The sequence below is a fragment of the Kitasatospora sp. NPDC001664 genome (genome assembly GCF_053596675.1).
On record NZ_JBSFGS010000062.1, the window covers coordinates 1 to 13920 of the forward strand.

The window sequence follows — 13920 nt, forward strand, 5'->3', positions numbered from 1 at the left end:
CCCGCCACCCGCACCAACCGAAAGGGCCGCCGCCCGGGAGCTCCCGGGCGGCGGCCCTTCCGCGTGCGGCGGACCGTCAGTGCCCGAGGGCCCGGGCGCCGGCCGACCGGTCGGCGGTCTGGGCCTTGAGGGCGCGCTCGACGGCGGCGCGGGACTCGACCACCATCCGGCGCAGGGCCGGGGCGGGCTCGGCCGAGGCCAGCCAGGCGTCGGTGGCGTCCAGGGTGGACTGCGAGACCTGGAGGGCCGGGTAGAGGCCGACCACGATCTGCTGCGAGATCTCGTGGCTGCGGGTCTCGTAGACGCCCTTGATGGCGGCGAAGTACCGCTCCGCGTAGGGGGCGAGCAGCTCGCGCTGGTCGGCCTGGCCGAAGCCGCCGATCACCGCGTCCTGCACGTAGTTGGTGAGGTCGTCGCGCTCCACCACGGAGGCCCAGGCCTCGGCCTTGGCCTCGGCGGTCGGGCGGGCGGCGCGGCAGGAGGCGGCGCGCTCCTGGCCGGCGGCGGTGGAGTCGCGCTCCAGCTCGGCCGCGATGGCGGCCTCGTCCGCGCGGCCGGTGGCGACCAGGCGGGAGAGCAGCACCCAGCGCAGCTCGGTGTCCACGGCCAGGCCGTCCAGCTCCTGCGAGCCGTCCAGCAGACCGGCCAGCAGGCCGAGCTGACCCTCCGTCCGGGCGACGGCGGAGAGCGCGCGGGCCCAGGCCAGCTGGTGGTCGCCGCCCGGGGCGGCGGCACGCAGCTGCTCCTCGGCGGCGGCGGCCCAGCGGGCCAGGCCCTGCTCGCGCCAGGCCGGGTCGGCGTACATGTCCAGGGCCAGCTTGACCTGGCGCTGCACCGACTGGACCACGCCGATGTCGGACTCCCGGGACAGGCCGGAGAGGGCCAGCGCCAGGTAGTCGCGGGTGGCCAGCTCGCCATCGCGGGTCATGTCCCAGGCGGAGGCCCAGCACAGCGCGCGGGGGAGCGAGGTGGCGAAGGCGCCCAGGTGCTCGGTGACGGCGGCCAGCGAGTCGGCGTCGAGCCGGACCTTGGCGTAGGAGAGGTCGTCGTCGTTGAGCAGCAGCACGGTCGGGCGGACCTTGCCGACCAGCTGCGGCACGGCGGTCTCGGCGCCGTCCACGTCCAGCTCGATCCGCTCGGTGCGGACCAGCTGACCCTCCTTCAGCTCGTAGGCGCCGATGGCGATCCGGTGCGGGCGCAGCACGGCCTCGCCCTTGGCGCCGGCCGGCAGCGCCGGGGCCTCCTGGAGCACCGAGAAGGAGGTGATGACGCCGGCCGCGTCGGTCTCCAGCTTCGGGCGCAGCACGTTGATGCCGGCCGTCTCCAGCCAGGACTTGGACCAGGCCTTGAGGTCGCGGCCGCTGGTCCGCTCCAGGGCGCCGAGCAGGTCGCTCAGGCGGGTGTTCCCCCAGGAGTGCGCCTTGAAGTAGGCCTGCACGCCCTTGAAGAACTCGTCCTGGCCGACGTACGCCACCAGCTGCTTGAGCACCGAGGCGCCCTTGGCGTAGGTGATGCCGTCGAAGTTGACCATGACGTCCTCGAGATCGTTGATCTCGGCCATGATCGGGTGGGTCGAGGGGAGCTGGTCCTGGCGGTAGGCCCAGGTCTTCATCTCGTTGGCGAAGGTGGTCCAGGAGTCCGGCCACTGCGAGCCGGCCGCCTCGGCCTGGCAGACCGACTCTGCGAAGGTCGCGAACGACTCGTTCAGCCAGAGGTCGTTCCACCACTCCATGGTGACCAGGTTGCCGAACCACATGTGGGCCAGCTCGTGCAGGATCGTGGACGCCCGGGCCTCGTAGGCGGCGTCGGTGACCTTCGAGCGGAAGACGTACTGGTCCCGGAAGGTGACCGCGCCCGCGTTCTCCATCGCGCCGGCGTTGAACTCCGGCACGAAGAGCTGGTCGTACTTCTCGAACGGGTAGGGGCAGTCGAACTTCTCCTGGAAGTAGTCGAAGCCCTGCCGGGTGACCGTGAAGATCGCGTCGGCGTCCAGGAACTCGCGCAGCGAGGGGCGGCAGTACACGCCGAGCGGCACGACCTGGTCGCCGTTGCGGTACTCGTCGAAGACGCCGACGTACGGGCCGGCGATCAGCGCGGTGATGTAGGTGGAGATCCGGCCGGTGGGGCTGAACCGCCAGACCCGGGTGTCGCCCTCGCCCTCGGGCTGCGGGGTGGGCGAGTTGGAGATGACGGCCCAGCCGTTCGGCGCGGTCACCGTGAAGGTGAAGCTCGCCTTCAGGTCGGGCTGCTCGAAGGAGGCGAACACGCGGCGGGCGTCCGGCACCTCGAACTGGGTGTAGAGGTAGGTCTCGCCGTCGACCGGGTCGACGAAGCGGTGCAGGCCCTCGCCGGTGTTGGTGAAGGCGCAGTCCGCGACGACCGTCAGCTCGTTCTCGGCGGCCAGGCCCGGCAGCGCGATCCGGCTGTCGGCGAACGAGTCCAGCGGCAGTGCCTGTCCGTTCAGCACGATCTCGGAGACGCTCGGCGCCACCAGGTCGATGAAGCTCTCGGCGCCCGGGGTGGTGGCGGAGAACCGGACCGTGGTGGTGGAGCGGAAGGTGCCGCCCTCACGGGCCGAGCTCAGGTCGAGGTCGATGTCGTACGACTCCACGTGCAGGAGCGCGGCCCGGGTGCGGGCCTCCTCACGGGTCAAGTTGGTGCCAGGCACTCGTAGGACTCCTTTGTCAGGCATGGGTGCGGCCATCCTTCCACGTCGTCCTCCCGCCCCGCCCCGGAGTATCCGACCGACACCGCGGACGCATCCTGGAGGGGAGACCCCAGACAACGATCCGTGTTCGATCTGCGTTCAGGGCGGGTTCGCTCTTGACGAGGCGTCGGGCGGGTGGCCGAGCATAGGGTTCAGAAGTTGAAGGTGAATATCCGGAGCTCCGCCGCAACGGCGCGGCTGGTGCGGAGGCCGTCGGGCCGTCGCGCCCTAGGAGGGTGAATCATGTCGCTGGACACACCGGGATCGCAGTCCTCGCTGCACCGGGCCAATCTCGAACGGGTGCTGCGGGCGGTCCGGATGGCGGGCTCGCTGACCCAGGCGGAGATCGCCCGGTCCACCGGACTCTCCGCGGCCACGGTGTCCAACATCGTCCGGGAGCTCAAGGAGAGCGGCACCGTCGTGGTGGCCGACACCTCGTCAGGCGGCCGCCGGGCGCGCTCCGTCTCGCTCAGCGGGGACGCCGGCATCGTGGTCGGCGTGGACTTCGGCCACACCCACCTGCGGGTCGCCGTCGGCAACCTGGCGCACCGGGTGCTGGCCGAGGAGAGCGAGCCGATCGACGTGGACGTCTCGGCCCAGCAGGGCTTCGACCGCGCCGAGGCGCTGGTGGCCAGGCTGCTGGCGCAGGCCGGCTTCAAGGCCGAGAAGGTGATCGGGGTGGGCCTGGGCGTGCCCGGCCCGATCGACCAGGAGACCGGGGCGCTGGGCTCCACCGCGATCCTGCCGGGCTGGACGGGCATCGCGCCCGGCCGGGAGCTGGCCCAGCGCCTGGGCATGGAGGTGCACGTCGACAACGACGCCAACCTCGGCGCGCTCGGCGAGCTGGTCTGGGGAGCGGGCCGCGGCCTGACCGACCTGGCGTACATCAAGGTGGCCAGCGGCGTCGGCTCCGGCCTGGTGATCAACGGTCAGATCTACCGCGGCCCGGGCGGCACGGCGGGCGAGATCGGGCACATCACGCTGGACGAGTCCGGCCCGGTCTGCCGCTGCGGCAACCGGGGCTGCCTGGAGACCTTCGTGGGCTCCCGGTACCTGCTCAATCTCTTGAACGCCAACCACCCGGGCGAGCTGACCCTGACCAAGGTGGTGCAGCTGGCGCAGCAGGGCGACCTCGGCTGCCGCCGGGTGATCGCCGACGCCGGCCGGCAGATCGGCACCGGCGTGGCCACCCTGTGCAACCTGCTCAACCCCCGCCGGGTGATCCTCGGCGGAGACCTGGCCGAGGCCGGTGACCTGGTGCTTTCCCCGATCCGGGACTCGGTGGCGCGGTACGCGATCCCCTCTGCGGCGCGCCAGCTCTCGGTGGTGCCGGGCACGCTGGGTGGCCGGGCCGAGGTGCTCGGGGCGCTCGCGCTGGTGATGAGCGAGATGGGCGAATCGGGCGCAATCCGGCAGACCACCACCGTGGGGGCCTGACTCCGGAAATCGCTCTCCAGCGTCCGATTGTGGCGAAGCCGAGGCCGAACGTGTCCGTTTGGTCTCGGCTTCGCCTTCATGAAGATAACGAAAGGGTTCGGATCGTCGTTCGCTTGGTTTTACTTATTGACGACAAGCGATCGCCGGAGGTTGACTCCCTCTCACCTCGCCGCAACGTTGCGGCTCCGTCAGGGAGGCACCCCCCACCATGAACGCAATGATGCGTCGCGTCGTCATCGGTACCGCTGCCGTGTCGATGGCCCTCGGAATGGCCGCCTGTGGCAAGGCCGGTGACGACAAGAAGGACAGCGCCTCGTCGGGCGACACCAAGTCGATCGGCCTGCTGCTCCCGGAGAACGCGTCCTCCACCCGCTACGAGTCCTTCGACAAGCCCTTCATCGAGGCCAAGGTCAAGGCGCTGTGCGGGGACTGCACCGTCAAGTACAGCAACGCCGAGGGCTCCGCCTCGAAGCAGAAGCAGCAGTTCGACACCCTGATCGCGCAGGGCGTGAAGGTGATCATCCTCGACGCCTTCGACGCCACCTCCACCCAGTCCTGGGTCAAGGAGGCCGCCGCGAAGGGCGTCAAGGTCGTGGCGTACGACCGTCTGGCCACCGGCCCGGTCTCCGCCTACGTCTCCTTCGACAACGAGAAGGTCGGCCAGCTCCAGGGCGAGGCCCTGATCGAGGCGCTGGGCGCCAAGGCCGCCGACGCCAACGTCGTGATGATCAACGGTGACGAGGCCGACCCCAACGCGGCCTACTTCAAGTCCGGTGCCAAGAAGGCGCTCGACGGCAAGGTCAAGAAGATCGTCTACGAGGCCTCCGGCGAGTGGAAGCCGACCATCGCGGGCCAGAAGATCGGCACCGCGATCACCTCGCTGGGCAAGGACGGCTTCCAGGCCGTCTACTCCGCCAACGACGGCATGGCCGCCGCGATCATCACCCAGCTGAAGGCCGCCGGGATCAACGTCCCGGTCGGCGGCCAGGACGCGGGCATCGACGCCATCCAGCGCCTCGTCTCGGGCGACCAGGCCTACACCATCTACAAGGCCTACAAGCCGCTGGCCGACTCGGCCGCCGAGCTCGCCGTCAACCTGCTCCAGGGCAAGGACGTCAAGGCCGTCGCCTCCTCCACCGTGGACAGCCCGACCGACAAGGGCATCCCGGCGAAGCTGCTGACCCCGAAGGTCGTCACCAAGGCGAACATCAACGACACCGTGATCGCCGACCAGCTCTACAAGGTGGCCGACATCTGCACCGCCGACTACGCCGCCGCCTGCGCCGCCGCGGGCCTGAAGTAAGTCCGGCACGGGCCGGCGCTCCTGACGGGGCGCCGGCCCCCCGCGCGGCGTGACATCCGACCGCCGCGCCCCCTCGACGTTTCTCGTACTACCCCTGGAGATGGTTCACGTGACAGGCGCACCCGTACTGGCGTTGCGCGGGGTCTCCAAGCGCTTCGGTGCCGTCCAGGCGCTCACCGACGTCCACCTGGAGGTCCACGCCGGAGAGGTCGTCGCGCTGGTCGGCGACAACGGCGCAGGCAAGTCGACGCTGGTGAAGACCATCGCCGGCGTCCACCCGATCGACGAGGGTTCGATCGAGTGGGAGGGCCGCGAGGTCCGGATCAACCGCCCGCAGGACGCCCAGGCCCTCGGTGTCGCCACCGTCTACCAGGACCTCGCGCTCTGCGACAACCTCGACGTGGTCGGCAACCTCTTCCTCGGCCGCGAGCTGAGGAAGTTCGGGACCCTGGACGAGGTCGCGATGGAGAAGCGGGCCAAGGAGCTGCTCGACACGCTCTCCATCCGCATCCCCAGCGTGCGCATCCCGATCGCCGCGCTCTCCGGCGGCCAGCGCCAGGTGGTCGCGATCGCCCGCGCCCTGGTCGGCGACCCGAAGATCGTCATCCTGGACGAGCCCACCGCCGCGCTCGGCGTCGAGCAGACCGCCCAGGTGCTCGACCTGGTCGAGCGGCTCCGCGACCGCGGCCTCGGGGTCATCCTGATCAGCCACAACATGGCGGACGTCAAGGCCGTCGCGGACACCGTGGCGGTGCTCCGGCTGGGCCGCAACAACGGCTCCTTCCCGGTCGCCACCACCACGCACGAGGAGATCATCTCCGCCATCACCGGAGCCACCGAGAACGCCGTGACGCGGCGTCAGGCACGCATCGCGGAGGACGCCAAGTGAGCACCACCGACTCCACCACCCCGGCCCCGCCCGTCGACCCGCGCCTGCTGGTCCGTCAGCAGGGCGTCGCCGGCTACCTGGACGAGTTCAAGCGGAAGATGAAGAGCGGCGAGCTGGGTTCCGTCCCGGTCGTGCTCGGCCTGATCCTGATCGCGGCCATCTTCCAGGGCCTGACCGGCGACTTCCTGAACGCCGACAACCTCACCAACATCACGCTCTGGATCGCGGGCCCCGGCCTGATCGCGGTCGGCATCGTGTTCGTGCTGCTGCTCGGCGAGATCGACCTCTCGCTCGGCTCGGTGGCCGGCGTCTCGGCCGCGATAGCCGGCGTGCTGTCGGCCCGTCAGGGCGTCAACGAGTACCTGGCGATCCTGATCGCGCTGGCCGCCGGCGTCGCCATGGGCGCGCTGCACGGCTTCTTCTTCGCCAAGATCGGCGTCCCGGCCTTCGTGGTCACGCTGGCCGGCCTGCTCGCCTGGAGCGGTCTGCAGCAGTACGTTCTCGGTGACAAGGGCACCGCCAACGTGGTCAACGACGGCGTGATCGCCGACCTGGACCACTACTTCATCGGCGACGGCGACATCGCCGCCACCTGGATCTTCGCGATCCTCGGCGTCGCCCTCTTCGCGGCCGGTCAGGTGCTGGACGCTCGCCGCCGCGCGGCCGCCGAGCTGCCGTCCCGCCCGATGAGCGAGATCGCCCTGCGCACCGGCGTGCTCGCGGTGATCGCGGTCGCCGCCGCCGCCATGCTCAACCAGAGCCAGGGCCTGCCGCTGCCGCTGGTGATCTTCCTCGGCATCGTGGTGCTGAGCGACTTCGTGCTCCGCCGCACCTCCTACGGCCGCCAGATCTTCGCGGTCGGCGGCGGCATCGAGGCGGCCCGCCGGGCCGGCATCAACGTGGCCTGGGTGCGGATCTCGGTCTTCATGATCTCGGCCGGCATGGCCGCCCTCGGCGGGCTGTTCATCATGAGCCAGCAGGGTTCGGCCGACAAGGCGCTCGGCGGCGGCAACGTGCTGATGAACTCGATCGCCGCGGCCGTCATCGGCGGCACCAGCCTGTTCGGCGGCCGGGGCAAGACCTGGTCGGCGCTGCTGGGCATCCTGGTGATCCAGTCGATCATCACCGGCCTGGACCTGGTGCACGTCAACCAGTCGATCCAGTACATGATCACCGGCGCGGTGCTGCTCGCCGCGGTGGTCCTGGACTCGGTCTCCCGGCGGACCCAGAAGTCATCCGGTCGAGGTTGACCGTAAATCCGATCATGTGAGGCTCGGCACCCGAACCGTTCGGGTGCCGAGCCTCGTCATGTCGGTCAACACCGGTCAACCCCAGGCGCACTGACAAGCGTCCGCCAGGCGGACATTAGACTCGGGCAGTCCGGCCGTACGCGGCCCGAGAAAAAATCGGAACGAGGAGGAACGGGTGGCCCTGCTGACCCGCATTCGGGGACCGCGCGATCTCGACCGGCTCACGCCCGCCCAGCTGGCCGAGCTGGCCGGAGAGATCCGGACGTTCCTGGTCGAGGAGGTCTCCAAGACCGGCGGACACCTCGGGCCGAACCTGGGCGTGGTCGAGCTCACCATCGCGCTGCACCGGGTCTTCGACTCCCCGCGCGACCGGATCATGTTCGACACCGGCCACCAGAGCTACGTGCACAAGCTGCTCACCGGCCGTCAGGACTTCTCCGAGCTGCGGATGAAGGGTGGCCTCTCCGGCTACCCGTCCCGCGCCGAGTCCGAGCACGACGTGATCGAGAACTCGCACGCCTCCACGGTGCTCGGCTACGCCGACGGCCTGGCCAAGGCGAACGAGCTCCAGGGCCACGGCGACCGCCCGGTGGTCGCGGTGATCGGCGACGGCGCGCTCACCGGCGGCATGGCCTGGGAGGCGCTGAACAACATCGCCGACGCCAAGGACCGCCCGGTCGTCATCGTCGTCAACGACAACGAGCGCTCCTACTCCCCGACCATCGGCGGCCTGGCCAACCACCTCGCCACCCTGCGCACCACCCAGGGCTACGAGCGCTTCCTGACCTGGGGCAAGGAGGCGCTGCAGCGCACCCCCGTGGTCGGCCGGCCGGTGTTCGAGACCCTGCACGGTGCCAAGAAGGGCCTCAAGGACTTCATCGCCCCGCAGGGCATGTTCGAGGACCTCGGCCTCAAGTACATCGGCCCGATCGACGGCCACGACCTGAACGCCCTGGAGTCCGCCCTCACCAAGGCGCGCGGCTTCGGCGGCCCGGTGATCGTGCACTGCCTCACCGAGAAGGGCCGCGGCTACCACGCCGCCGAGAACAACGACGAGGACCGCTTCCACGCGGTCGGCGTGATCCACCCCGAGACCGGCCTGCCGATCAAGAGCGCCGGCAAGGACTGGACCTCGGTCTTCGCCGAGGAGATGGTCGAGCTCGGCCGCGAGCGCCAGGACATCGTCGGCATCACCGCCGCGATGCTCCACCCGGTCGGCCTGGCCCCGTTCGCCGAGGCCTTCCCGGACCGGATCTTCGACGTCGGCATCGCCGAGCAGCACGCCGCCGTCTCGGCGGCCGGCCTGGCCACCGGTGGCCTGCATCCGGTCTTCGCGGTCTACGCGACCTTCCTCAACCGGGCCTTCGACCAGGTCCTGATGGACGTCGCCCTGCACAAGCTGGGCGTCACCTTCGTGCTCGACCGGGCCGGCGTCACCGGCACCGACGGCGCCTCCCACAACGGCATGTGGGACATGTCGATCTGCCAGGTCGTCCCCGGCCTGCGGCTCGCCGCCCCGCGCGACGCCGACCAGCTCCGCGCCCAGCTGCGCGAGGCGGTCGAGGTCGACGACGCGCCGACCGTGGTCCGCTACTCCAAGGGCACCGTCGGCCCGGCCGTCCCGGCGGTCGGCACGGTCGGCGGCATGGACGTGCTCCGCCGCGACGAGGACCCCGAGGTGCTGATCGTCTCGGTCGGCGCGATGGCCACCACCTGCCTGGCGGTCGCCGACCTGCTGGCCGAGCGCGGCATCGCCACCACCGTGGTCGACCCGCGCTGGGTCAAGCCGGTCGACCCGGCCCTGCCCGGCCTGGCCGCCGAGCACCGCCTGGTCGTCACGGTCGAGGACAACGGCCGGGCCGGCGGCGTCGGCTCGATGATCGCCCAGGCCCTGCGCGACGCCGAGGTCGACGTCCCGCTGCGCGACTTCGGCATCCCGCAGGAGTTCCTCGACCACGCCACCCGCGACCAGATCCTGGCCGAGATCGGCCTCACCGCCCCGGCCATCGCCACCAAGGTCGCCGACACCCTGGCCCGCTCGGGCGCCTCCGTCTGAGGTAGAGCGCGGGCGGGCAGCTCCGGAAGGCAGCGACCCAGGGGCGCGAGGAACTGCGCGCAGGGGAACGGCAGCACCTGCAACTGGCTGATGGTGGGTCAGTTGCAGGTGCGCCGCCTTCCGACCCGCGCAGTTCCCCGCGCCCCTGGTGGCGCGGCCCCGGGCACCGGCGGACGCTCCGCGTGCGCACTGTCCGAAAATAATCCGTCGCGCCCGCGCAGTGCCGCGCGTCACACTTCTGTCGGATCGTCACATCGAATGGCCGGACCGGCACCGCCCCCGGCAGAGCCGCCCGGTAGGTTGTCCCTCGTGTCCGTTGCCCTGGCCCGTCAGTTCGCCGCCCTGACCGGGCGGCTGCCCGAGCGCGTCCGGACGGGCTACTGGACCAGACTGGTCCCGGTGCTCGCCGTACTGGCGACGGTCACGCACATCCCGTCCTTCCTCCGCCCCGTGTGGAGCCCGGACGAGGGCTACCTCGCCACCCAGGCCCGCATGCTGGCCGACGGCGGCGTCCTCTACGACACCGTGGTGGACCGCAAGCCGCCCCTGCTGCCCTGGCTGTACGAGGCCTGCTTCGCACTCTTCGGCTCGGCCTCGCTCTGGCCGCTCCGCACCCTGGCGATCGTCGCCCACCTGGTCACCGCGATCCTGCTGGCCTCGATCGCCCGCGGCCGCTGGGGCAACCGGGCCGGCGGCGCGGCCGGCGCGCTCTACCTCCTGGTCTCGATCGGCCTCTCCCCGGAGGACACCCAGGCGGCCACCTTCGAGGTCTTCATGCTGCCCGCGATGGTGGCCGCGTTCCGGTACGCCGAGCGCCGCCGCTGGCTGGCGGCCGGGATCGCGGTGGCGCTCTGCTCGCTGACCAAGCAGACCGGCGGGGCGGTGATGCTCCCGGTGCTCTGGATGCTGCTCCAGGACGCCCGGCTGCGCGGGGTGCGCTGGCAGCCGGCGCTGTTCAAGATCTGCTTCGGCTTCGCGCTGCCGATAACGCTGGTCGCGGTGATCCTCACCAATCCCAAGGGCTTCCTCTTCTGGGTGGTGACCGGCAGCGGCGACTACGCCTCGCTGGGCGGCGCCTGGCTCCAGATGACCGGCCGCGCGCTCGGCAACTCGGCCATCCTGCTGGCGGCCGGCCTCGGCTTCCTGGCCCCGGTCGGCCACCGTCTCTGGCTGAGGCTGCGTCACCGCGCGCTGCCCTCGCCCCGGGGCGAGGAGCACGGATCGAGCTCGGACCTCTGGGTCTGGCTGCTCTCCTCGGTGGTCGCGGTCTCCACCGGCTTCCACTTCTTCGGCCACTACTACCTGCAGCTGATGCCCCCGCTGGTGCTGCTGGGCACCGGCGCGGTGGCCACCTCGAAGATCCGCTGGAGGCCCGTGCTGGTCTACAGCTCGGTCGCCTCCTTCGCGTTCTGCGCCCTCGCGGTCTTCTGGCCCGGCCAGCGGATGGACCACACCAGCCAGGTCGCCAGCACCATCGCCGAGCAGACCACGGCCAAGGACACCGTGCTGGTCTGGGGCATGCACCCGGAGCTCTACTGGCTGGCCGACCGGCGCCCCGTCACCCGCTACCTGACGGCCGGCTTCCTCACCAACTTCAGCGGCGGCAAGGACGGCAAGGACGTCGGCGAGCAGTACAGCATGGCCGACGCCTGGCAGACCTTCGACCAGGAGCTCGCCACCAAGGGCCTCCCCGAGATCGTCGTCGACGACTCCGGCCGCTCCCCGTACCAGCCCGTCCACATCCCGAAGATCGAGAACCTCCTCGACACCCGCTACGAGGTGGTCGGGGTCAACGCCGACACCGTGATCTACCGCCTCAAGCGCTAGCCCGCCGCTCGGGCGCCGTGAGCTCGGCGGCCACCGTGAGCAGTACGGCGGCGATCTCCAGGGCGCTCTCGCGGCGTTCGTCCGGGTCCTGGCCGGAGCGGGCGGAGCACTCGGCCAGGTGCAGCCGGGCGGCGGTGGCGAGGTCGCGTTCGACGGCGGCGACGCTCCGCCAGCGCTCCAGGAAGTCGTGCACCGGCACCAGGCTGTCGGCGCCGAGCGCCCGGGTGAACGCCTGGTCGCGTTCGCGCTCCAGCTCCAGCAGGCGGTAGGGGGCGACGGAGGTGATGACGGCCCGGATGGCGGCGAAGGAGGCGTCCTCCAGCGGGGCAGGTTCGGCGGGGGCTGTGACGGTGCTCATCGTTCTGGTCCTTGCGTGAGCGGGGCGGTGCCGACCGGCGGTGCGATCGCCGTGGCCAGGGCCGCCCACAGGGAGTTGGCCGGCGGGTACGGCAGCATGTCCTCGGCGTAGTACCACCAGAAGTGACCGCCCAGGTAGCGCGGTGCGGTGACCGGCAGGGTGTAGTAGTGGGTGAGCTGCTCGGCCTTCTGCTCCTCCGTGGCCTGCCGGTCGGCGAGGCCGATCTCGCCGAAGCCCACCCGCGCGTGCGGGAAGAGGCCGGCCAGTTCGGTGAAGACGGCGTTCCACTCGGCGAGCGGCGGGCGGTAGCCGTTGCAGTCGTCCTCGTAGTAGGAGACCAGCAGGACGTCCAGGCCGTCCCGGAGCTCCCGCGGCAGGTTGGCCCGGGCCCACGGCAGCATCTCGTGCCCGGGGTCCTCGGCGCAGCCGGGGTTGTAGTACAGGGTGAGGGCGGTCCGCCCGCCCGCCGCGACCACCTGGCGGTAGGCGTCGGTCACCTTGGCGCTGACCTGCTCGGCGGGGCCGAGCCAGCCGCCGTTGACCTCGTTGCCGACCTCCCAGAGGTCGATCTGCCCGCCGAAGGCGGACAGCAGGGCGGCGGTGCGGTCGTGATGCTCCGTCAGGGAGGTGCCGGCCACGGCGGTGGAGTCCATCGGCAGGCCCATCAGGTAGCCGACGGGCCGCAGGGCGGCGACGGCCCCGGCGTAGTCGGCCGGGGCGGTGCCCGGGTCGAAGACGATCCGGGCGGTCGGACGCTGCGGCAGGTCGCGGAGCGAGGCGGTCAGTTGGGGCAGCCGGGAGATGTCGTCCAGGGTGACGCCGTACAGGGTGTCGGGCAGCGTCCGGGCCGGGGGAGCGGTGGTGACGGGCACCTCGGCGGGCATCCCTGCGGGGGTGGAGCAGCTGAGCAGCAGGCCGAGGCAGCTCACCGCGAGGGTGAGGTGGCGACGGCCGCTGCGCATCGGAGGTGCTCCCTACTCGACGGTGACGGACTTGGCGAGGTTGCGGGGCTGGTCGACCTCGTGGCCCTTGGCGGTGGCCAGCTCGCAGGCGAAGACCTGGAGCGGGACGGTGGCCACCAGCGGCTGGAGGAGGCCGTGGGTGGCCGGGATGCGGATCAGGTGGTCCGCGTAGGGGGCGACGGCGTGGTCGCCCTCCTCGGCGATCACGATGGTGCGGGCGCCGCGGGCGCGGATCTCCTGGATGTTGGAGACGATCTTCTCGTGGAGCACCGAGTGCCCGCGCGGCGAGGGCACCACCACGATGACCGGCAGCCCGTCCTCGATCAGGGCGATCGGGCCGTGCTTGAGCTCGCCGGCCGCGAAGCCCTCGGCGTGCATGTACGCCAGCTCCTTGAGCTTCAAGGCCCCTTCCAGCGCCACCGGGTACCCGACGTGCCGGCCGAGGAAGAGCACCGCGTGCGCGTCGGCGAGCGAGCGGGCCAGGGCCCGTACCGGCTCCATGGTGTGCAGCACCCGGCCGACCTGGGCGGGCGCCGCGCAGAGCTGGCCGACCAGACCGGCCGGATCCGGTGCGGTGCCCCGGACCTGTCCGAGGTGCAGGGCGATCAGGTAGCAGGCGACCAGCTGGGTGAGGAAGGCCTTGGTCGAGGCGACCGCCACCTCCGGCCCGGCGTGGGTGTAGAGCACCGCGTCGGACTCGCGGGGGATGGTGGAGCCGTTGGTGTTGCAGATCGCCAGTACCTTCGCGCCCTGCTCGCGCGCGTGCCGCAAGGCCATCAGGGTGTCCATCGTCTCGCCGGACTGCGAGATCGCGATCACCAGCGTCCGCCGGTCCAGGATCGGGTCCCGGTACCGGAACTCCGAGGCCACTTCCACCTCGCAGGGCAGACGCGTCCAGTGCTCGATGGCGTACTTGGCGATCGCCCCCGCGTGGTAGGCCGTGCCGCAGGCGACGATCACCACCTTCTCCACCGGGCCCAGGTCCAGGGCCAGTTCACCCATCGTCAGCTGTCCGTCGGTGCCGATCCGCCCGAGTAGGGTGTCCGCCACCGCCTTCGGCTGCTCGGCGATCTCCTTCAGCATGAAGTAGTCGTAGCCCCCCTTCTCCGCCGCCGAGGCGTCCCAGTCCAC

The 13920-nt window shown here is 71.2% G+C and carries 10 protein-coding genes; 6 read left to right on the forward strand and 4 right to left on the reverse strand.

Translation table 11 applies throughout. From position 1 onward, the window contains the following. Positions 1-76 precede the first annotated feature (76 nt). Entirely contained in the window at positions 77-2668 is a 2592-nt protein-coding gene (pepN, locus tag ACWCYY_RS39845) for an aminopeptidase N (RefSeq protein WP_449798867.1), read from the reverse strand. A gap of 288 nt (positions 2669-2956) precedes the next feature. Between pepN and ACWCYY_RS39850 the strand changes: the two genes are divergently transcribed. The 6 genes from ACWCYY_RS39850 (at position 2957) to ACWCYY_RS39875 (ending at position 11469) form a co-directional block, all read left to right on the forward strand. Then, positions 2957-4144 (forward strand): ROK family transcriptional regulator, encoded by a 1188-nt coding sequence (locus ACWCYY_RS39850; RefSeq protein ID WP_345288664.1) that lies wholly within the window; start codon positions 2957-2959, stop codon positions 4142-4144. Positions 4145-4352: 208 nt separating this feature from the next. Next, on the forward strand, positions 4353-5447 hold the full coding sequence (locus ACWCYY_RS39855; protein WP_345288594.1) for a sugar ABC transporter substrate-binding protein: 1095 nt from the start codon (positions 4353-4355) through the stop codon (positions 5445-5447). Positions 5448-5547: 100 nt separating this feature from the next. Next, a complete protein-coding gene (locus ACWCYY_RS39860; protein WP_345288595.1) occupies positions 5548-6336 on the forward strand; it encodes an ATP-binding cassette domain-containing protein in 789 nt (262 codons plus the stop codon). Next, on the forward strand, positions 6333-7586 hold the full coding sequence (locus tag ACWCYY_RS39865) for a sugar ABC transporter permease (RefSeq protein ID WP_449798868.1): 1254 nt from the start codon (positions 6333-6335) through the stop codon (positions 7584-7586). The genes ACWCYY_RS39860 and ACWCYY_RS39865 overlap by 4 nt, the downstream gene beginning before the upstream one ends. A gap of 175 nt (positions 7587-7761) precedes the next feature. Continuing rightward, the gene (gene dxs / locus ACWCYY_RS39870; RefSeq protein ID WP_345288597.1) at positions 7762-9642 is read left to right on the forward strand and encodes a 1-deoxy-D-xylulose-5-phosphate synthase; all 1881 of its coding nucleotides are present in this window, start codon (positions 7762-7764) and stop codon (positions 9640-9642) included. 309 nt (positions 9643-9951) lie between these two features. After that, positions 9952-11469, forward strand: coding sequence for a glycosyltransferase family 39 protein (locus ACWCYY_RS39875; protein WP_345288598.1), 1518 nt, complete (start codon positions 9952-9954; stop codon positions 11467-11469). Here the strand turns inward: ACWCYY_RS39875 and ACWCYY_RS39880 are convergent. From ACWCYY_RS39880 to glmS, 3 genes are all read right to left on the reverse strand, one after another. Beyond that, positions 11459-11827, reverse strand: a complete 369-nt coding sequence (locus ACWCYY_RS39880; RefSeq protein WP_345288599.1) for a DUF6247 family protein — start codon at positions 11825-11827, stop codon at positions 11459-11461. The genes ACWCYY_RS39875 and ACWCYY_RS39880 overlap by 11 nt on opposite strands. Further along, the gene (locus ACWCYY_RS39885) at positions 11824-12789 is read right to left on the reverse strand and encodes a hypothetical protein (protein WP_449798869.1); all 966 of its coding nucleotides are present in this window, start codon (positions 12787-12789) and stop codon (positions 11824-11826) included. The genes ACWCYY_RS39880 and ACWCYY_RS39885 overlap by 4 nt, the downstream gene beginning before the upstream one ends. Before the next feature lie 12 nt (positions 12790-12801). Next, positions 12802-13920, reverse strand: a 1119-nt coding sequence (gene glmS, locus ACWCYY_RS39890) for a glutamine--fructose-6-phosphate transaminase (isomerizing) (RefSeq protein WP_449798870.1), incomplete at its 5' end; no start/stop codon positions are given.